17 protein-coding genes are annotated in these 20,572 nt (G+C 38.9%); 6 read left to right on the top strand and 11 right to left on the bottom strand.

All coding sequences use genetic code 11. The annotated features are described in order from the left end of the window. Positions 1–204: 204 nt before the first annotated feature. Genes QA584_RS09500 through QA584_RS09490 form a run of 3 tightly spaced genes read right to left on the bottom strand, consistent with a single transcriptional unit; the run spans position 205 to position 3,091 of the window. Positions 205–942 (bottom strand): SDR family NAD(P)-dependent oxidoreductase, encoded by a 738-nt coding sequence (locus QA584_RS09500; RefSeq protein ID WP_278274278.1) that lies wholly within the window; start codon positions 940–942, stop codon positions 205–207. A gap of 49 nt (positions 943–991) precedes the next feature. After that, positions 992–2,617, bottom strand: a complete 1,626-nt coding sequence (locus QA584_RS09495; protein WP_278274277.1) for a thiamine pyrophosphate-binding protein — start codon at positions 2,615–2,617, stop codon at positions 992–994. Positions 2,618–2,638: 21 nt separating this feature from the next. Beyond that, positions 2,639–3,091 (bottom strand): GAF domain-containing protein, encoded by a 453-nt coding sequence (locus QA584_RS09490; RefSeq protein ID WP_278274276.1) that lies wholly within the window; start codon positions 3,089–3,091, stop codon positions 2,639–2,641. Between the two features lie 674 nt (positions 3,092–3,765). On the opposite strand from QA584_RS09490, the gene QA584_RS09485 reads away from it, so the two are divergent. Continuing rightward, positions 3,766–4,617 (top strand): cell wall hydrolase, encoded by an 852-nt coding sequence (locus QA584_RS09485; protein ID WP_278274275.1) that lies wholly within the window; start codon positions 3,766–3,768, stop codon positions 4,615–4,617. Between the two features lie 185 nt (positions 4,618–4,802). Here the strand turns inward: QA584_RS09485 and QA584_RS09480 are convergent, their stop codons facing one another. Beyond that, positions 4,803–5,504, bottom strand: a complete 702-nt coding sequence (locus QA584_RS09480) for a cyclic nucleotide-binding domain-containing protein (protein WP_278274274.1) — start codon at positions 5,502–5,504, stop codon at positions 4,803–4,805. A gap of 164 nt (positions 5,505–5,668) precedes the next feature. Between QA584_RS09480 and QA584_RS09475 the strand changes: the two genes are divergently transcribed. Both QA584_RS09475 and QA584_RS09470 read left to right on the top strand, forming a co-directional pair. Then, the gene (locus QA584_RS09475; protein WP_278274273.1) at positions 5,669–6,091 is read left to right on the top strand and encodes a DMT family transporter; all 423 of its coding nucleotides are present in this window, start codon (positions 5,669–5,671) and stop codon (positions 6,089–6,091) included. A gap of 19 nt (positions 6,092–6,110) precedes the next feature. Beyond that, positions 6,111–6,593 carry a DMT family transporter gene (locus QA584_RS09470; RefSeq protein WP_278274272.1) on the top strand — a complete coding sequence of 161 codons (483 nt, stop codon included), beginning with the start codon at positions 6,111–6,113 and terminating at the stop codon, positions 6,591–6,593. Between the two features lie 314 nt (positions 6,594–6,907). On the opposite strand, the gene QA584_RS09465 is transcribed toward QA584_RS09470, so the two are convergent. From QA584_RS09465 to QA584_RS09450, 4 genes are all read right to left on the bottom strand, one after another. After that, the gene (locus tag QA584_RS09465) at positions 6,908–7,876 is read right to left on the bottom strand and encodes a D-2-hydroxyacid dehydrogenase (protein WP_278274271.1); all 969 of its coding nucleotides are present in this window, start codon (positions 7,874–7,876) and stop codon (positions 6,908–6,910) included. 384 nt (positions 7,877–8,260) lie between these two features. Further along, positions 8,261–8,782, bottom strand: a complete 522-nt coding sequence (locus QA584_RS09460) for a hypothetical protein (RefSeq protein ID WP_278274270.1) — start codon at positions 8,780–8,782, stop codon at positions 8,261–8,263. A 71-nt stretch (positions 8,783–8,853) separates the two neighbouring features. Then, a complete protein-coding gene (locus QA584_RS09455) occupies positions 8,854–9,744 on the bottom strand; it encodes a DUF445 domain-containing protein (RefSeq protein WP_278274269.1) in 891 nt (296 codons plus the stop codon). Positions 9,745–10,229: 485 nt separating this feature from the next. Next, positions 10,230–11,396 carry an IS110 family transposase gene (locus QA584_RS09450; protein ID WP_278274268.1) on the bottom strand — a complete coding sequence of 389 codons (1,167 nt, stop codon included), beginning with the start codon at positions 11,394–11,396 and terminating at the stop codon, positions 10,230–10,232. Between the two features lie 369 nt (positions 11,397–11,765). Between QA584_RS09450 and QA584_RS09445 the strand changes: the two genes are divergently transcribed. After that, positions 11,766–12,923: an IS91 family transposase gene (locus QA584_RS09445; RefSeq protein WP_278271643.1), complete on the top strand. Its 1,158-nt coding sequence runs from the start codon at positions 11,766–11,768 to the stop codon at positions 12,921–12,923. 55 nt (positions 12,924–12,978) lie between these two features. Then, positions 12,979–13,158, top strand: a complete 180-nt coding sequence (locus tag QA584_RS09440; RefSeq protein ID WP_278271644.1) for a hypothetical protein — start codon at positions 12,979–12,981, stop codon at positions 13,156–13,158. 240 nt (positions 13,159–13,398) lie between these two features. On the opposite strand, the gene QA584_RS09435 is transcribed toward QA584_RS09440, so the two are convergent. After that, entirely contained in the window at positions 13,399–17,361 is a 3,963-nt protein-coding gene (locus QA584_RS09435; protein ID WP_278274267.1) for a CARDB domain-containing protein, read from the bottom strand. A gap of 872 nt (positions 17,362–18,233) precedes the next feature. Beyond that, positions 18,234–18,752: a nitroreductase family protein gene (locus QA584_RS09430; protein WP_278274266.1), complete on the bottom strand. Its 519-nt coding sequence runs from the start codon at positions 18,750–18,752 to the stop codon at positions 18,234–18,236. A gap of 374 nt (positions 18,753–19,126) precedes the next feature. Between QA584_RS09430 and QA584_RS09425 the strand changes: the two genes are divergently transcribed. Then, complete coding sequence (locus QA584_RS09425; RefSeq protein ID WP_278275138.1) at positions 19,127–19,426, top strand: winged helix-turn-helix transcriptional regulator; 300 nt, start codon at positions 19,127–19,129, stop codon at positions 19,424–19,426. Positions 19,427–19,519: 93 nt separating this feature from the next. On the opposite strand, the gene QA584_RS09420 is transcribed toward QA584_RS09425, so the two are convergent. Next, positions 19,520–20,428: a helix-turn-helix domain-containing protein gene (locus tag QA584_RS09420; protein WP_278274265.1), complete on the bottom strand. Its 909-nt coding sequence runs from the start codon at positions 20,426–20,428 to the stop codon at positions 19,520–19,522. Positions 20,429–20,572: the final 144 nt, after the last annotated feature.

Genomic DNA, 20,572 nt, shown 5'->3' with positions numbered 1-20,572 from the left:
CCTTACAAACATAAGTAAGAGCGGATTCCTATGATTCGATTAATCTTACTTTTCCAAGTCGGATTATAGGAATTTATGTCTATTTTTGTTTAAATTATAACTCATAATAGCGAAAAGTCAATTAAAAAATACTTTTATTTTACATTTTTGTCATATTTTATGTTATTTGTAATTTACTTCCATAATCCATTCAAAGTTAATGCACTATAAAGCTAAACCACCATCAATTACAATTGTCTGTCCCACGATATATCTTGACACATCCTGGCACAGGAAATATGCAAGTTCCGCTACCTCCTCCGGGTCACAGAATCGTTTAGCAGGTATCTGAGCCTTGTAGAATTCGGCGGCATCTCCCAGACTATCTAACATATCAGTGATAATGATACCTGGTGCTATTGCATTTACATTAATATTCTTTTCAATAAGCTCGGCACTAAGAACACGGGTGAAAGCGGCAATCCCAGCTTTAGTGGCAGTATACCCATAGGATGCGGGCAGATTCATGACTGCTGCAAGTGAACTTAAATTAATGATTTTACCGTAATTTTGATCTATCATGTGAGGTGCCACCAGCTGGCATAGATTGAACATACCGGTAAGGTTAGTATTAACCACATCATTCCAATCCTTCTGGCTCATATCAGTTATCGTTCCATAACGTACAATACCCGCATTATTGATAAGGATATCGATTTTACCAAAATTTTGTTTCGTAAAATCAACCATTTCCTCAAGTGCTGTACGGTCTGCTATATCCGCCTGAAAAGTCAAAGCTTTACGTCCCATTTCAGATATCTTATCCTTTACCTCTTCTGCAGCCTGTGCATTATTTACATAGTTAACCACTACGTCCGCTCCGTGTTCTGCCAGTTTTAAGGCAATTGCCTTACCAATTCCTCTTGATGCTCCGGTTACTAATGCAACTTTTCCTTTAAGCATAGATATTCCTCCTTAATAAAATCATTGTTATGTTCTTTATCGCTTATAATTAATGCTTTTGTAATGATTTGAGACGATCACCATTGGGTGCTGGTTCACTTCCGTCGGTAATCAGTTCAATTACCACTGGTCCCTCGGGGTTCTTAATGATTTCTTTGATATGTTCCATATCCTGTATACTTTTGATTTGGGTAGAAGCAATTCCCCAGGTTTCCATCATCTTTGAAATATCCAGGCGCTCCTGCTTAAATCCATTCACGACTCTTCCAAACAGGAATTGATGTCCATGTTCCACAAAACCCAGCATAGCGTTATTGACAATAAAAAAGATGATAGGGAGTTTATATTCCTTAGCAGCCAGAATCTCCATCCCATTCATAAAGAAATCCCCGTCCCCTGCTATAACAGCAACCGGACGATTCGGATAGGCCATCTGCACTCCAACTGCTCCGGCGAGACCGGAACCCATAGCCGCATAATTTAAATTAATCTCAAAATCTCCGCCTTCCGGAATAGGTAGATATTTAAAGACAAAATTCATGAATTCTCCCAGATCTGATACATAATAGGTTTCCTTTGGCATATATGCAGGCAGTCTTTCTAAGAATTCTTTCAGGCTTAAGGATTTCATATGAGAATCGACAGGTCTGTTTAAATCAGGTCTTATAAATCCTATCTTTTCTCTTTTTTTAGCGGTGTTAAGGAAATACGGGATTACTTCCCTGATATCAGCATGTATTTTCACATCGGTTTCATACACTTTGCCAAGTTCCTTACTATCACGGTCAATGTGAATACTCTTCTTTCCCTGAAATAAAGCAGTACTGAAATTACTGGTTGCATTCTCTCCAAGACTGGAGCCAAGTACTAAGAGACCGGTTACAGACTCTGAATTCACATAGTCATTCGCCGCATCTGTACTTGCAAAACCATAATTTCCTAAGTTGAACGTAAAATCAGAAGAAATAACTCCTTTTCCTTCTGGTGTAGTTATGACCGGCCATTGCAGATGTTCACTTAACTCCATGACGAAGGAAGACATTCCTCTGCAGCCTTTTCCCACCAGTATAACTCCTTTTTCGTTCTGGTTTAAGATACTTACGGCTTCCTCAAGAAGGGACCTGTCAAGCGGCAGTTGGTTCAAGGATTCCTTAACGGGAGGCATACTATCTTCCAGGCACTGTGTTAGTTGAATGTCAATGGGAATGGAAAGATGCACCGGGCCCATTGGAACTGTCATTGCAGTTTCTACGGCATGTGCTACTTCTTTCATAACCTGACTTTCATCCAGCACGGTTTTACTATATTTCGTAATTGGTTTAAGAATTTCCTGGGTATCTAACTCCTGGATTGCACCTTTGCCGATCTGCCACCGGTGTACATAGCCGGTTATAAATATAACCGGAGCTTTACTTCGCATGGCATCTGCAACTCCGTTTATCATATTGTTGGCACCAACACCGCCTGCCCCCATGCAGACTCCTAATCTGCCGGTGACACAAGCATATCTGGCTGCCATATAGGCTGCTCCGCCTTCATTTTTTGCTATAACAGGCTTTATATCAACATCATTCATGGAATCATATAAAGGGCTTACCGTACCTGCCGGAACCCCAAATATACAGTCTACACCATTGGCTTTTAAGTACTTTAAAACCGCTTCTGCAATTCTCATTTGTATTGCTCCCCCTTATATCTAATATAAATCTCTTAAATACTCTTCTGATAAACTTGCACATTGCTTGATTTCATCCTGTGTGAAGTCATGCAGTTTTCCGATTGCTACAATACAGATAATTGCTTTTACTTCATTCTGCCTGACAACTGGAATAATTAAAATGCTGTCCACTCCAAAAAGAAAAAAAGCATCTGCCGATCTGCTGTCATTATTCGTGTCGTTAATATAGACCGGATGCTTTTTATTTGTTACTTCCTGCAATATGTAAGTATCCTTAATATATACCGGATTCTGCCCATGGACCGTTTTCCATTTTTCAATGCCCAGAATATCAGTCTGAGTCTTATAAATAGGTTTTAACCGTCCTTCCTCAATTCTGTGATAACCGATATCATCAAGTTTGGTTACTTCTTTGACTTTTTGAAATAGTTCTTCCAGCTGCAAATCTGCTATATCAGCTTTCTGCTCCATTCTATCATCTCCTTCCTCTAGAAATCTGCAAACCCGAGTACTGCTATCTTACGTCGCCCCACCCTTTGGTACCAGATAGCAATGAAATAAACAGCACAACAGACCATAATTTTACATATTCGGTTAAAATTGTACAATGATTTCATTATTACTTTAACATAGGTTTGGGTTGTCCAGGTTATGAAATTGTAAAATTTTCGTGTGTAAATTCGATATTTCTACAAAATTAGCCAGGTATATCCAAAATACATCATTAATTTCAATCTGTAAATGGACGCTTGCGTCCATACCATCTAGATAGTAATACTAGGATTATATTAAGGCTTTTCCCGGTTTTATCAATGTAGTCATATCCTAAATTTCAAAGGTCAAAGGTCTCTGGATTTAAGGAATACCAAGCCTCTATTTATTGATACCCCTCCCCGGTTTATTAAGTTGATATTCCCAGGTTCTTTGTCATAAGATTAGGAAAGCAATTATCCTTAATTCATTCTATCGAAACTACAATAGACCGGATATCTATTTTATTCGACACAGATAAGCATAATTATACATTTTTACACATATTATCCTGAATTGCTAATTATTCAATATATACTTGACCTTTGTTATGGTATAGAATAGTAATACAGGAATTGCAGCCGGTTTAATCAGCCAAACATAAGGAGGTACCTATGTTTAAATTCAGAAAAACTGGAGCTTTTGTGATTGGAATGGTTTTATCAATTACAGTGAGTTCCACATCTGCTTTTGCGGCGGACTACACGGTTCTTAAAAATGATTCCCTTTACAAGATTGGCCGCTTATTTAATACTTCGGTAAATACGATTAAGTCGACAAATCACCTTAAGTCTAATCAGCTTCGTACGGGTCAGGTAGTGAAGGTAAAGGCAAAAATCTATAAGATAAAGAAAGGTGATACCCTTTATAGCATTGCCAAAAAGAATAAAGTTACACTCGCTTCTTTAAGAAGAGCAAACAACAAATGGAATGACAAAGTTAAACCCGCTCAAAAATTACTGCTGCCAGCAGCTAATACTACTGCTAAGAAAGCAGCTGTAAAGTCCAGTAAGGTTGCCCCGGCAGCTAAAACCTTTCAAACAAGTATGGTCGCCCAGGCAGCCGACCAGGCACCGAATAGTTCTAAGGCTTCCATCTCATACACGAAAAATGAGTTGGATCTTCTGGCCAGGTTAATTACGGCAGAAGCAACGGGACAACCTTACGATGCAATGGTAGGGGTTGGAGCTGTTGTCGTAAACCGGGTTCAAAGTTCTGTATGGCCCGACTCTATTTCCAGTGTTATTAACCAGGTGGCCGGAGGTTATTATCAGTTTACGCCGGTAAAAAATGGTTATATTAAAAAACCAGCATCCAAGACAGCCATAAAAGCAGCGAAAGCAGCTTTAAATGGCAGCGATCCATCTTATAACGCCATGTTCTATTTTGATGATACTTCAACCAATTCCTGGTTATGGTCTAAACCGATTACAGCTAGATATGGTATTATGGTATTTGTTAAATAGCATTCGTTTAAAAAGACATCGGATATCCCTGTCATTTCCTTGTAGTGCCACAGGTTTGGACTCGATGATTTTCGTATACGAAAGAGAAATCTTTATAAATATATGGGATACAAAAGAGTAAACGGATTTAAGATAGTTAATTTACTAAAGAGAAAAGGCTGCCGGCTGTGGCAGCCTTTTTGCATTTACCGGTATAAATCAGCGGACAGCTTCACCAGTGTTTTTTCATCCGTTACCTCATACCGGTCCTCTTCCTTATATAATATACCCTTTTTACATAACTCACTTAATGTTCTCAGCAGATGGCGGTAACTGGTGCCTAAAACTTCTGCTATTTCTGTCAGGTTTTCTCTGAAAATGATCTTTGATTCCTTGTTACCGGGGATAATAATTCTCTCACCGGTGGTATAAATATAGCTTGCCAGTCTGTTTTCCAGGGAATACAATATATTAATAGAACTGTTTTTCGAACAGCGGTATAATTTATTTCCTAGTGAACCACAGATAAACTTAAGGAATTTCGTATCTTCAATCAATATAGACCGAACCCGGTTAAAGGCCAGTCCGATACAGTAAGTATCCTCAATGACCTGAATATTGGTCACGGCTGTTTGGGAACCAATTAACTCCATGTCCCCTAACACCATAAAATCCTGATAAAAACAAAGCAGCAAGGATTTACCGTTACTTAGGGTAGTAAATACTTTGGCCTTTCCTTTTACTATAAATATAAGGTATTGCATTTTTTCATTATCTTTTACCATATACTCATTCTTTTTATAAAAAAAAAGTTCCATATATGACCTCATATCCTTTGAAAATATCCGATCCACTTCAAATTCACGAATGAAACCCTTCAGTTTTTCCGAATCATTTAGCTTCTGCATGGCACGAATCCTCCGAATTAAATTAATCCTTAGTATGACATATGTCATAACGATTTACAACTAATTTATGATAAATTAGATATTACAAAGCAAGAATGTAAATACTCCTTTACGAAATCATTTACATAGCTTTGTTAATATACCCTACGGGAGGTAATACCAGTATGAACTACCTTATTTCCTTAATAATCGGTGCTGTTACATCTATCATGATTCTGCTCAACGGAACCTTATCCGACGGCTACGGTAACTATGCATCCAGTATCCTTATCCATATCTCAGGACTTATTGCTGTCCTGCTGATTCTTTTCATCACCAGGACTAAATTCCGTTTAAAAAAAGGCACTCCCATTTATCTGTACTGTGCAGGTTTTATTGGAGTGGCCACAGTGCTGTTTACCAATTTAAGTTTTGAACATCTGGGCGTTTCCCTGACTCTGGCACTGGGTCTTCTGGGGCAGACGCTATTATCTTTATTCCTTGACCATTTCGGTCTAATGGGATTTAAAGCTTCCCGTTTTAATCCCAAAAAATTAATTGGCCTGCTCTTTATCGGAGTCGGTATTCTGGTCATGACTATCTATTAATCAAAGGAGAGAAACTTATATGTTGCTTGTATATTTATTCATATCATTTTTAGCCGGCGTAACGGTAGTACTGGGTAGAATCGTAAATTCCGGACTGGCAGGAAAAATCGGAACTCTGCAAAGTACCCTGATTAATTATATTACCGGCTTGACCTTATCTTATATTGTATATCTAGTCAGCAGGGATAAACCAATTACGGAATCTATAGGGCAGATTTCTGTTCCCTTCTGGGCTTATTTGGGCGGTCTGGCCGGCATTGTCATAATCATGTGCTCCAATTATATTACTCCGAAATTATCTGCTTTTTATGTTACACTGCTGGTTTTTATCGGTCAGCTGATGTTGGGAATTATAATCGATTATTTTGTTTTACAGGAATTATCCTTAGGTAAATGCCTTGGCGGCTTATTGGTTTTAATCGGGCTGACCATAAATCTCTGGATTGATAAGAAAGAGTCTGGCTCGCCAGACTCTAGCGCTGACGCACTGTCACGACAGTGACAATCTTCCTTAAGTGCGTCATGCGCATCCTGCCTGGAAGGCTTTTTTATTGCATAGGTAAGTTCGAAGAAGTTTCCTATGCAATAAGAAAGAGTCTGGCTCGCCAGACTCTAGCGCTGACGCGCTGTCACGATAGTGACAAATTTCCTTGGCGCGTCATGTGCCTCCTCCCGGAGGGTTTTTTATCGAATAGGAGCACGCTGTTCCTAATGCCAGGTAACCAGATACTTCGTATCCTGTAATCCCATAATCTAGGGGTGTAAATGGGACCGGCAGCTTGTAAAACTGCCGGTCCGAATAGTAAGTTTGTATTCTTAATAACCCTCGGTAAAATCCACCAGATTCTCTAAGGGTTTATTCTCTAAAAACAACTTTAGATTACGGTTAAACATCTCAAATCTTCTGGTAATATTACTGGGTGAACTGCCGGAGGTATGAGGAGTCAGAATTACATTAGGAAGCTCCCACAAAGGACTGTCCTCCGGTAAAGGTTCCGGGGTGGTTACGTCAAGTCCGGCTCCGCCAATCCAGTTTTCCTGTAAGGCTTTAATCAGCGCCTCTTGATCGATTAGTGCGCCTCTTCCGATATTGACTAAAAAAGCATGAGGTTTCATCTTCTTTAATTTCTCTTCATTCATAATTCCCTGTGTCTTTTGTGTGTTTGGTAAAGCGAGAACAACATAATCCGATTGAGTCAGTACTTCATCAATATCCTCAAGACTGTAAAGTTTATCTACATATTCCGGTACTTCTGTTATCGTACGCTTTACTGCCAAGACCTCAGCTCCCCATGCTTTCGCTCTCTTAGCAATTTCCGTACCTATGTCTCCAAGTCCGATAATGCCAATAGTGGAACCATAAAAATCCCTGGTTTTAGTTAACCCCTTCCATATCTTCTCTTTCTTATCATAGGCATACTCCTGAAGATTTCGGTTGTAGGATAAAATCATAGCGAAAACATGCTCTGCAATTGGCAGACCAAATACACCACTGGAATTAGTTAAGATAATGTCCTTGTTGTAATAACTTGCTTTATTGGTATACCCATCAGCTCCTGCACTTGGCAGATGCAGCCACTTAAGGTTTTCTGCATCTTTTAAATATTGAACTTCAGGCCATCCGTATATAATATCTGCCTGCCTAATCAGTTCCTTTGTAGTTTCTTTTGCCTGGGCAGCTATAAGCACTGCACCAGGAGCAATGTCCAGGATTTTCTGTTTATAATATTCATCAATACTGAAAATAGAATTACTCATAATTAATATATGAAGCTGTTCACTCATCTTTTGCCTCCTGTCCTGTTAAAATCGGTAAACGGTTCCTTTTCTTGATTATAAACCATATAGAAATACCAGTAAATAGATTATATTATATAAAATGTATGTAGTATCGTAATCGTGTTACTGGGTACGCTAGAAGGTGCTGTTGCAAATCCAAAGACTAAATTACCTGGGAGAGAATAAGGATTATATTTTATAAAAATTTTGTGGAAAGTATGCGCGAATGGCTGCAAGAAAGAGAATGCAGCCGCACATTCGCGCAATCTTGGAACAAAATTTTTATAAAATATAATCCTTATTCTAAGCCCTGGTTCTATAACCTGCATTTTGCAACAGCACCATGTTTTACATTGAAACTCTTACGCAAAGGCAAAAGAGTAAGATGGCTTATTCTCCGCCAGAACCAATATCATTGATTCCGGAAGAACCAATCTTCTTATAAACAAAATCTGCAAATATGGAATATCCAAAATTGTAAGCAAAGGATGCTCCTATTAAAATAATTATTTTTACAATTAAATTTCCTGGAAGGTCAACTCCTAAAAATGGTTGTTTAAACCCAAAATCCAATATACCAGAGGTCAGGGATAACGCACCGGTACTGGCTGCTAATGTTATGGGTTTGTTTAATTTAAAATAGTTGGTAGCTCCAAGGGAGGCACCAACCACACCATTGGCAAATAAAAAATACAAGGCCTGATCGGCACTGGAAAAAAACACAAGGATTGCAGTAGCGATATATGATATGGCTCCTGATACGGGATTTGTCCTGGCTGCCGTATAAATGGGCACTGAACTGAATAAGGTCAGTAAGGCAAAGGATTCCGATAGGTAAGCCGGTATTGATTGGATTATAGTTGCAACTGCCGCCATGACAACTCCGACAACTACTATTTTTATACGGTCCATAAAATCACTCATTTCGTTCATTTATGGTTTATTATATGTTTTTATGAACTATATGTTCAGACTCTTACCGTTTAAAAAAGTAAATTAATCAATCCTAATATTAAACCGATAACAGCTCCAAGATTTACAACCGCCCCCAGTTCTTTTTTCATAATAGAAAGTACCAGCTCTTCCACTTCCCTTGTATCCATGGCATTTACTTTCTCCTCCGCTATCTTTGCCAGATTTAACGATTCCAGCAGCCTATCGGAATAATTCGTTATGACCATCCGGTAGGCTTTTATCAGTACCTCCTTAACTTCTGCTGTATTAATACGGCTTGTTAAAGAGGAAATGGTCTGTCCGTTTAACTTATCATATTCTTCCTTTACCAGGCTATTGACTTTTTCTTCGCCATGGTCTGCAATATACTGATTGATACGTTCTTTAATTGCGTCGGCAATCGGTTCTAAAACCGCAGGCTTAATAAACATGGCAAGCATAGTACCCTGTACTTTATCCTGAATAGCTGACGTTACTTCAACCGAGATCATCTGTCCTACATCTCTTGTAATCAGTTCATTATTTATCTTTTGTGTCAATGACTCAACAATGGTGGTTTCAAGCTTATCCTGGGTGGAATCTCCCAGTATATTATTTAAACGTTCCTTTAAAGATACATCATCCACTGATAATTTCAGTAATATGGCATCAATCTGTTCTCCTATCTCTTCTTCCTTTTCAGGTGACAACAGAGTGTCTTTCATACTTTTCGTATCCAAAAGATTTTTTCCCACCACATTACCGATGGCTTTAGCAAATCTTCCCTTTCCTTTCGGAATGATACCGGGTGTAAAAGGAACACGGAATTTACCGATATAAATCGGATTGATGGGATGAAACAACATCTCAACAGCTATTTTATTCGTTACATAACCGATAACAGCTCCAATTACCGGCCCAATTATTATATTCCATTGCATATTAGATTCCTTCTTTCGTAATTTACAACTATATTACTATCTCTGCTTTCATATTACAAGAGTAAAAATTATTCCCGCTTCTATTGATTGTACTTATAAGGTTAAATAATCAAATAGCCAAGAGTCTGGTTCGCCAGACTCTTGCGCTGATGCGCTGTCACATCAGTGACACCTTCCTAATTAAGCGTCATACGCATCCTGCAAGTCCTGTTTTATTTTATAGGACGATCGTTCAGAGAACTTTCTGTAAAAGAACCAAGAGTCTGGCTCGCCAGACTCTAGCGCTGACGCACTGTCACGACAGTGACAATCTTCCTTAAGTGCGTCATGCGCATCCTGCCTGGAAGGCTTTTTTATTGCATAGACTAACTATGTCAAGTAGTTATTTTATATTAGTTTACTGTTATATAATTGTACCTTGAAAATAGCATGACAAATAAAGCACCTTGAAAGCTGCCTTGAAAAATTGATATGAGAGATAAGAACTACTTTATGTAAGCTTCATGTTTCATTTCCATACAGTAAAGAACTCTGACCAGTTTTTTTGCAACGTGGGAAACTGCAACATTATAAGGTTTTCCTTCTGCCAGTTTTTTCTGTAAGAATAAACTGAAATTAGTATCCCATTTACCAACATTTTTAGCGGCTGTATAAAGTGCGAAACGCAGGTATTTTGAGCCTCTTTTAACCATTTTGGCATGGGTAGACGTATACTGCCCAGATTGATAGATAGATGGCTCCATTCCGGCAAATGCAAGTATTTTTTCGGCATTAGAAAAATCAGAAAAATCACCTATTTCGGCATGAATGATAGCTGCAGTTGTATAAGAAATACCGGGAATCATTATAAAAGGAGAATCTATATTTTTAACAATCTCTTTTATTCTTTTCTCAATCACTTCGGTTTGTTCCTGCAGCAGAAAAATGCGAGCTAGGGTTTGTTGTAATTCAATGGTCTGTATGCCATCGCAGGTTCCGATTGATTGTTTGGCTGCTTCTTTGATATCAATTGCTTTTTGACGACCATAGTGACCTTTTGAATGTTTTGATAAAAGGTTAGTCAAACGAGTCAGATGAGCCTTTGAAATAGCGTTAGTATTGGTGTATTCACTCATAAGGTGATAAATCGAATTAACCTGTAGTTCATGAACTATTTTCTCTAATTCGGGAAAAATGATATTCATCAACCTAGCGAACGATACTTTGAGCCTGGAGCAATCTTTTACAAGGTTAAAACGATATCTTGTTAGTGACTTTAGTTCTTTTTCATGGTATGATGCAGGTGCATAGGGCGTTAGCTTCTGTGTCATCAGCATTGATACGATTGATTGGGCGTCAGCCTTGTCCGTTTTCGTCTTTCTAAAGCTTAGACTTTTTTTGTATAGACTAGTGTGAAGCGGATTGATAATAAAAATGTGGTAGTTTTTATTAGCGAGGAAATCAGCGATATTGTTGCTATAATGACCAGTTGCTTCCAGCCCTATTTTTATTGTTTCAGGGTTATTGGTGAAGGATTGCATACGTTGAAGCAAAAGAGAAAATCCAATAAGATCATTAGAAATGGTGAAGACAGGGAAAAGAATTTCGCCGTCCGAACTGGTGATAAGACAATCGTGTTTATTCTTTGCGACATCAATGCCTACGTAAATCATAATAATAGCTCCTTTTAGTAGATTGACACTGTTGCTTATTCCACAGAACTGCCTGCTATGTAGCCTCGTGCTAATTAAAACGTCATGCGTTATCTAACTGATCAACATTTAAGCAGGCAACTGTGGTTATAGCCTATGAACAAACGTCTAAGCGTTAGGTAAGTTCGACTAATCCACAGTGCCTATAAACAGTATACACTTACTCAAGAAAAGAGTAAGGAACTAATATCAATTTAACATACGAGGTAAGTTCGAAGAAGTTTCCTATGCAATAAAAAAGTGTCTTCGACACATCAGCTCCCCTAGCCCCTCATTCATGAGGGGAATCTGGGGGTTTCTTTTTTTGTCATTCTGCTTCATAATAGTCATATGAATATATTACAGAAGATTTTCAATGACAATTATGAAATAATTAAATATTCTCTTCATCCTCGTCATGTTGTTATGGAAAACATTGAAAAGATGATTAACTGCGGCGATCCTTCCTTTGGTGGTGCCATGTACGGCTGTTCCCATTGCGGTGAACTTAAATTCGTTCCTTTCCGCTGTCACTCCAAGTTTTGCCCTACCTGTGGCAGCAAATACTCCAACGATCGTTCTACCACGATATCTTTTAAGTTAATTCGTTGCACTCACCGCCACTGTGTTTTTACTATTGACGAAGAACTTCGTCACTTCTTTTTGGAAGACCGTTCCCTTCTTAACTGTCTTTTCCAGGCGGTCCGTAGCGTTGTTCTTGAACTGTTCCACAAGATGAACAAAAGTAAGAACTATGTTCCCGGTTTTGTCTGTGTTCTACATACTTTTGGCCGTCCTCTTGAATGGAATCCTCACATTCACTGTCTACTTACCGAAGGTGGATTCTCCGATGATGGATTCTGGCGTGTTGTAAAACATTTTAATTACTCTTATTTTAGAAAAGCTTTTCAGACCGCTCTTCTTAATGAAATGGAGAAGCATATCGGTCCATCTTTCAAAAAAACCAAGGCCGCCATCTACAAGAAAGATAAAAATGGTTTCTATGTTTACGCAAAACCAAATCTTTGTGACCCTAATACCGTTGTAAAATATATCAGTCGCTATCTTAGTCGTCCTGTTATTGCTACTTCAAGAATTGACTCCTACGATGGTGAAAATGTAACTTTTCATTATAACAAACATGAGGATAATTCTTATGTTCAGAAAACAATTCCTGTGTTAGATTTTATTAAGCTTCTTATCCAACACATCCCTGAAAAGAACTTTAAGATGACACGCTATTATGGTCTTTATGCTCGTCATCGCGAGTTAGATAAAAGCCTTACCAAAGCTGTACCCAAATCCAAACACAAGATAATTCTGGATTTTAATAAATGGCGTAACCTTATTCTTTTGTCCTTTGGTTACGATCCCTTGAAATGTCAAAAGTGCAATCATACCATGGAGTTTCTGGAACTCTACTATAACCACAAACGTGTATCTCTAGTTGAACTTTACGAAAGGGCAATGGCAAAGTTTCACTGCCGCTCCAGCGGTAAAGCTACTTGATTTTCTATCCCATCTGGTCCATACTTAAATCATTCTAAGATGGGAGGCACTACTAATGGATCCAAAACAACTAGAGGAACTCAGACAAAACTATATCAAAAATCCTCCAGAAGGAATGACAGCTAAGCTTGTTCGGAACATGACTGATTCTGATCTGCTCGACATGCATTATTTTCTTACCGAGGATGATGACCTTGATGAGGACGAATTTGAAGAGGGTTTTTATATCTTCTAGCAATCTCGTCTGTTTCCTATGCCCGCTTATAGCGGGCATATTTAATACACAGGCTGGAGGAGAACTTTCCTAATAAATAAAAAAGCAGTGCCCCGGTTTCACGACATAACGGAGCACTGCTCTATTTTAACTCAATTATCTTATGATATTACAGGATGAATTTCTTCTTTATTATCTAGTACAAAGACCCAAACAATTCTATGACCCTATCACCACCGAATAAGCTTATTTTCATACCGGTTATTGAAATACAATATCAAATCCGTTCATGATCAGATATTTCTCAGGAGCTTCGATATTACTTGTAGTCAGATTGATAAAGGTAGCCGAACCATTGCCGGTGTAGGTGTAGATAGCCTCCCCCAGATGAGGTGAGGAGAATCTGGAGGTTGTAATAGCATCCTTACCGGTTCCGTTTATATTTATGTTTCTAAAGGTAATTCCGCTGAAGCCACCACCGTAACCAAACTGAATGGCATCTCTTTGAGAATTGATAATATCGATATTTTCAAAGGTGATATTCTTAATGCTTGGTCCGGAAGCTTCCAGGTCTATGGCACCTCGTTCACCGTTATAGCAGTCTTTACTGGTTCCGGAATTAATTATCGTTGTATCTGAGAATAAAATACCAGAATTATTTTCAAAATGATAACCAGGAAAAACCGTATTTAGCCTGATACCAGAACCCATAAAGCAATCCTTGACATAATTATACTGTGCCTTGTGGCCGGAACCGCCAAAGATAGCTATGGCTGCGGCACGCCAGTTATTTTCTATTGTATTATACAAAAAGGAATTGTTAACTTCCATTGGGGCTCCCATAGTGGAATCCGGCCACATGGCTAGACCGTCATCACCATTATTTCTGACACTGCAATTACGTACTGTGGAGTTTTTCGTACCCTGGCAGAAATTAACACCGTCTGCCAGATTATTTCTGATACGTCCGTTTTCGATTAACAGGTTATCGGCTGTTACAACAGGAGTATGTGCATAATCGGCAACCCAGAAACCGCATTCAAAATGATCCTCCCAAAAATCATGAATTCTTGAATTGGTTCCGAAATTATCCATAAAACATTTATAGATTGCCTCCTGACCATACCTGGAACGGAGCATGGAGTTAATATATACATTGCCAAAATCTACCGTACCGGTTATTCGAAAGGAGATACCGCCGCTGGCTTTATTAGGTGAAGTAAATTGCAGATTCGTATACCACATTCCTGCTCCTGTTATGGTAATATTGTCTGCATTAATGGTCCACATATTGCCTAAATTAAATTTACCTGCCGGAATATATACCGTTTTACCGGAAGAAGCAGCTGCATTTACACAGGCATTAAACGCTGCCAGATCATCGCTGTTGTCATCTGGGGTGGCACCGTAGGCAGTAACAGAAAGGGAATTGGATGGCTGCGGGATGGCTGTCGGTACCGGTTCTACTTCCACGAAGTCAACACCATATTCTAAACTGTCTCCGTTGGTTTTTTGTATTCTTAACGTATCCCCTGCCTTTAAGGCTATAGGAAGCTTAAAGTGTACCTCATCAAAACGGAAGGCCGCCTGACCGCCATTAGGCGCATCCTGGGGCTGATCGCCGGTAAAATACTGCCAGGACCAATAAGAGGATAACCCAATGGTTGATACTTTCGTTCCATTGACATAACAATCCAGGGAACCGCTCTGACCCATGCCATCTGAAGTATCCGGCATGGTAAAGCGCATCGTTACTCCTGCACCGCCCTGTGTCACATTCCATTCAACATAGGAGCCATTCACGGGAAGGGCAACGTACTTTTGATTGGAAGCTTCGGAAGCTATCAGTGCATAATTAAAATCCGGTGCTTCTCTGAGGGCTGCCCCGCCGCCGTAGGATCCTTGTTCCGATTCATATCTGGTATAAGGCATAGTAGCACCTCTGCCGCCGCTGCCCACTGTTATATTCGTAGTGTAGGTATTATTGGTTTCATCGGTTTCTACGGTAGTATTGTTACTATCGGCAGTTGCACTGATGGTATGAGAACCGCTTATGGCTGTCCAGGAACTGCCTGCTGTTATAACCAGGGACGCTCCCGGCGCGATCTGGCTGGTACTGTTAGCAGATACGGCTGCCTGGACTCCATCCACTTTAAAGGAAATGGTTCCTGCTGTACCTGCTATGGTACCCTGGTTTTTGACTGTGGCACTAAAGGTAACCCTGTCTCCGGTAGTGATGTAGGAGGGTGTGTAACTAATATTAGTTACACAAAAATCAATTCCCGGTGTAGGATTTACCGTTAAGCTTGTACTATAGGTGTTGTTGGTTTCATTGCCTTCTGCCGTAGTGTTTGCATTGTCAACTGTTGCCGTTAAGGTATGGTTTCCAACCGAAGCGTTATTCCATGTGCCGGTAACTGTTGCAACTGCGCCAATTGCTAATGCTGCGGTGTTATTGGCTGTCTCCGAAACCTTTGTCCCATCGACTGCAAAGGAAATAATCCCCGGGGCTCCTGCTGCTGTTCCCTGATTTTTAACAGTAGCCGTAAAAGTTACTGTGTTTCCGGTCGTAGGTTCGGCCGGTGAATAGGTTAAGTTTGTTACAACCAGATCCGGCATAGGTCCAGTGGTTACCGACAGATTTTCTGTGTACTGATTGTTGCTTTCATTTAGTTCCGATATTCGGTTTACATCATCCACCCAAGCCATAACGGTATGACTTCCGGTAGTTGCAGACCAGACAGCAGTACCTCTTGGTCCTCCGTTTGCAGTTACGGTTACGGATGCTCCTGGGGCAAGGGACGCAGTGGTAGTATCAGACCAACTTACCTGTGTTCCGTCAATAGAGAAGCTGACACCAATAATTGTTCCGGCGGGGGTTGACCCAGTACCCTGATTCTTTACTACCGCACTGAAAGTTACCTGATTACCCGTTAAAGGAGAGACAGGAGTTGAGGTAATATCCGTTACAATAAGATCCGGAGATCCTCCGCTGGTTCCACCTATGGTAAGATTTTTACTGTAACTGTTATTTCCTTCATCCGATTCTGTTACGGTATTATTTACATCTGCGGTTGCGGTTACGTTATGGCTTCCGCTAGCAGCAGTCCAGGTACTGGCAGCGGTTACGGTTAACTGGGCACCGGCTGCAATCTGCCCGGTAATATTTGTAGATGCTGCCACCTGGGTTCCGTCAACCAAAAAAGCTGTAATACCTGGTGCCGCCGCCTGGGTTCCCTGATTTTTAACAACTGCACGAAAGGTTACGGCATTACCTGGCACAGGAGTTTCCGGGGAATAGGTAATATCGGTAACAATAAAGTCAGGCTGATTTACAGTGCCGCCTCCGGTGGTTATTGTTTTTGAATATTGGTTGTTTGTTTCATCAGACTCTGCTATGCGGTTTACATCATCCACCCAGGCGGTTACCGTATGACTGCCCTGGAGTGCTGTCCAGGCAGCGCCGGATGGTCCTCCGTTGGCCGTTACGGTAATGGAACTTCCGGCTGCGATGGAACTGGTATTGTTATCCGACCAGGCTGCCTGGTTTCCGTCAACCAGAAAACTTACGCCATTAATAACCCCGGCTGTAGTCGCACCGGTCCCCTGATTCTTAATGGTAGCACTGAACGTAACCTGATTACCAGTCTGTGGAGTTGCCGGACTCCAGGATATATCCGTAACGACCAAATCCGGAGTACCGGTTTCTGCTGCTGTACCATATACTTCATATTCAGCAGCTTGTCCACCGGTTGCACCGCTGTTTGCGGTAAAATTCAGCCTTACATATCTGGCATTGGTTTCTGTAAATGTTATGGTTACCGTATTGCCAGTTGATGGATTAAAGTTATAGGTATCCGATGCTTTCACCGTACTGTAAGTACCGTTGTCCGTACTGGTAAGTACGGATAATGTCTGAGTTCTGGCCTCCCAGGTTGGATTTAACCTAAGTACTATCTTATAGACAGCCTGGACGCTGCCAAGATCCGCCGTCAAGATATTCGGATAAGCATTAGCGCCGCCTTCCCAATATGTATTTACGTTACCATCAACAGCATTGTCTGGGACGTAAACCTGTGTATAATTATTGGCTGTGATTGATTTTGCGCGGGCAAGATTAGCAGTATCCGCAGCATATGCAGTGGGCATGGATGTGAAAATCTGAGTTAAAATCATGGCTAATACTAAAAATACATGTGTAAACCTCTTAATTCTGTTTTTCATGAATTACCCCTCCACTTATTTTTCTTAATTTGATAGTTATCTGGTACATTATTTGCTTTTCTATGTACTTTTCTTAATCCCCCTCTCCAACTTTATTAAATTAAGATTTTTTTACTAACCCCCATAAATGTAATTTCAAAACCAAATAGACATATCTGCTTAATATGAGTTCTGTAAATTAATCAGAATTTCAGTTATTTCATATTCGGTAGTATGGTTTAACGTTAAACCTTTCCGAGTTTGTTGTTTGCTTGTTTGCTTTTTTGCTTTTTTGCTTTTTCAATATGCATGAATGTTGTTATTAAAGTTCTATTAAAGTTAACAGCATATTTGTAATTATCAATTTGTGCAATATTAATAGTCAATCCCTATATAATTCTGCACAATTAACTATTTTATCCTGTTATGATATATTGTATCACTAGTTTAATGTTAAATCAACAATTATTTATCATTATTTCCCTATTTATAAGTGCACTTTAAACAATACTTTAAAATTGTATCAAAAACCATTATACTGCTATTAAGAATATAAAAAACAGATAAATTAAGTGAAGCAAAAAAAGAGCAGATATAAAGTACAGTAAGGATTTGTCCCTTCCACTTAAGAAATAGAATTCTTATACTTTATAAAAGCCCTCAAATTTTACGATTTTTAATGAATTAATTTTAGTTGCTGATTCCATATTTAATTTCCAATTAACTATACTATTTTTCTTCTACTGCATACACCTGTTATATGATCTGTTTATTTAACTTTCTAATTTACCAATTGAATCTACGCAATTACTTCATTCATTTATCGCTTTCCTTGCACCAGTTATACTTAATTATAATCATTCCTAACCATAAAGGACCTGCCCATTATGCTTCTATAAAGCTTCATAAGATACTATCGTTTCTATTGGCTGTCGTGTTTTATCATGTCTATCGGATACCTGAGGTTCTCCATCCGGATAACCGATTACTAAAATACTAATTGGTTCCAGATTATCCGGTAAGTTAAATTCACTTCGAATCACTTCCGGGTTAAAATAGCAGACCCAAACAGTTCCAAGTCCAAGCTCTGTGGCCTGTAACATCATATGATCCGTCACAATACTAGTATCGATGTCCTGATATTTCTTTCCGTCAAAAGGTCTCGTCCAAGCCTTATCCTTATCCCCGCATACTAAAATTACAAGCGGCGCTTGATACGTATTGGCGGCCTTGTTAATCTTTTCAAGACCTTCTTTTTCCTGAATAACAATAAGTTTCTGTGGCTGGCAGTTGGCCGCGGTAGGTGCAACATGGGCGGCATTCAGTATCTTATCTAGTTTTATTTTCTCAACCTTTTTATCCTGATACTTTCTGCAGGAATATCTTGACTTTGCAATATCAATAAAATCCATATAAACTTCCTTTCTTATAACAGTAGCTATAACAAGCTATAATAAAAAACTTGTATCCTACACCATTTCTATGTTATGATTTTAACATTAAACGAAACATTTGCAAGTATGCACTTTATTGTAATATACTATGTAAAAAGATAGTGTGATTCATTTATTAATGTTTTTCGGAAATACCATAAAATTTTTATTAATCCAATTTATTAAATCTTCATGTAGGCAGCCGTGCCCAGATAGGAGTTAATATGAAATCAACCACTAATACTATAATTGCCGATACGCTAACTACCAAACCAATCACTGAAACAGATCCTGTCCCCGCTAACAAAGTTTTAACCCGAAGCAAAGACAGATTTACTAAATACAATTGTGCAATCGAAGCCACTCTGGATTTAATCGGAGGTAAATATAAGTCCATTATATTATGGCGACTGATAAACAGAACTTTACGCTTTAATGAAATCAGTAAAGAAATTCCACAGGCTACACCAAAAATGCTGACACAGCAGCTACGTGAATTGGAACATGACGGACTGATTAACCGGGTTGTTTATCCTGTTATCCCCCCAAAAGTGGAATATTCACTATCAGAGTTCGGAGAAAGCATTGTTCCAGTCTTGAGCAGCATGTGCGATTGGGGTCACCATTATATGAAGGATTATATAAAAGAATAAACTTAATAAGCCCTATATTCTTTATTTCAAGGTATACTTTATTTTTTATTTCTGCAACTAGTATTCCTTTTATTCCGTCTTTCGCATAAAGTCCTAGGGTAATAGATAAAACACCTTTTTTACTCTGGATGGTTGTATCTCTTTATTCTTTTTGTAAAATTTACTGAACGCTTTCACATCCTGGAACCCGGTACGAAAGGCTGTTTCTTTCACAGAAGCACCATTTCTAAGTAAGTGATCCGCTAAGTTAAGTTTATACATTGCAATGAACTTCTGGGGGGTTACCCCAAGGATTTTCTTGAATAATTTGATAAAGTAGGATTTATTTAAATAAACCAGCGCTGCTAGTTCTTCGTCAGATATATTACGGTCATAATTCTGCCTGATATATCCCACCGCCAGTATGATTCTCTCGTCATAGATTTTATAAGGCATTAATAAATCGTTGATATAGCGGATTAAAAATTCCACCAGGCTGTCTAAATTAATGCTTTTGCTTTTCTTCTTAATTATTTCTTTAATGGACATTAACAGATGGAAACATTCTATATTTTCACTTAAGTCAAGTGCTAAAGGCTCTGTGATAAAATATCCGGTAAGATTGACATGAAACCACAGGTGTACCAAAGGATTTGCTGTCTTATGGACAATCTTGTAGGCTTTGTTAATGGGAAAGATATAAAAGTAATTCGGTTTTAACTGAAAACTTGTAGTACTGTCGGTATAAGTCACATCCCCGCCTTCCACAAAATACATGCGGTAATATAAAGGGGTATCATTCACCATCCAGCCTTCATCACAGGGTGTATAATCCATATCCACAATATTAATATGATCCATTTTTATCAAGTTATCCGATACCTTAAAGCTGTTAACCTGGATTAAAGCTCCGCTGGCAATGCTGGCTGATTCAATGTCCTCATGTTCTTTATACTTATGTTCCAAGTGCTTTGTTATATGTTCCGCTTCTGTTTTTTTATTATTTATATTATTCTTACCCATATACAGTGACACTCCCTGTTTTACCTAAGTATAATCAAAAATTCTTATTTCTCTTTATGAATGATTTATCTTAGCATAGCATTTAAAACTTTCTTAGTATTATATTTGATTTCTCTTATCATACTATTTGATTTCTCTTATCAT

Origin of the sequence: Anaerocolumna sp. AGMB13025 (assembly GCF_029689925.1) — a bacterium.
Classification (GTDB): Bacteria; Bacillota; Clostridia; order Lachnospirales; family Lachnospiraceae; genus Anaerocolumna.
Note: the sequence above shows the minus strand (reverse complement) of the source record. Positions and strands in the feature narration are given on the sequence as shown.

Coding starts and splice junctions, on each gene's coding strand:
- QA584_RS09485 (WP_278274275.1), top strand. CDS start 3,766: ATGTTTAAATTCAGAAAAACTGGAGCTTTTGTGATTGGAATGGTTTTA.
- QA584_RS09435 (WP_278274267.1), bottom strand. CDS start 17,361: ATGAAAAACAGAATTAAGAGGTTTACACATGTATTTTTAGTATTAGCC.
- QA584_RS09470 (WP_278274272.1), top strand. CDS start 6,111: ATGTTGCTTGTATATTTATTCATATCATTTTTAGCCGGCGTAACGGTA.
- QA584_RS09460 (WP_278274270.1), bottom strand. CDS start 8,782: ATGGACCGTATAAAAATAGTAGTTGTCGGAGTTGTCATGGCGGCAGTT.
- QA584_RS09440 (WP_278271644.1), top strand. CDS start 12,979: ATGGATCCAAAACAACTAGAGGAACTCAGACAAAACTATATCAAAAAT.
- QA584_RS09420 (WP_278274265.1), bottom strand. CDS start 20,428: ATGGGTAAGAATAATATAAATAATAAAAAAACAGAAGCGGAACATATA.
- QA584_RS09465 (WP_278274271.1), bottom strand. CDS start 7,876: ATGAGTGAACAGCTTCATATATTAATTATGAGTAATTCTATTTTCAGT.
- QA584_RS09500 (WP_278274278.1), bottom strand. CDS start 942: ATGCTTAAAGGAAAAGTTGCATTAGTAACCGGAGCATCAAGAGGAATT.
- QA584_RS09475 (WP_278274273.1), top strand. CDS start 5,669: ATGAACTACCTTATTTCCTTAATAATCGGTGCTGTTACATCTATCATG.
- QA584_RS09490 (WP_278274276.1), bottom strand. CDS start 3,091: ATGGAGCAGAAAGCTGATATAGCAGATTTGCAGCTGGAAGAACTATTT.
- QA584_RS09450 (WP_278274268.1), bottom strand. CDS start 11,396: ATGATTTACGTAGGCATTGATGTCGCAAAGAATAAACACGATTGTCTT.
- QA584_RS09455 (WP_278274269.1), bottom strand. CDS start 9,744: ATGCAATGGAATATAATAATTGGGCCGGTAATTGGAGCTGTTATCGGT.
- QA584_RS09445 (WP_278271643.1), top strand. CDS start 11,766: ATGAATATATTACAGAAGATTTTCAATGACAATTATGAAATAATTAAA.
- QA584_RS09480 (WP_278274274.1), bottom strand. CDS start 5,504: ATGCAGAAGCTAAATGATTCGGAAAAACTGAAGGGTTTCATTCGTGAA.
- QA584_RS09495 (WP_278274277.1), bottom strand. CDS start 2,617: ATGAGAATTGCAGAAGCGGTTTTAAAGTACTTAAAAGCCAATGGTGTA.
- QA584_RS09430 (WP_278274266.1), bottom strand. CDS start 18,752: ATGGATTTTATTGATATTGCAAAGTCAAGATATTCCTGCAGAAAGTAT.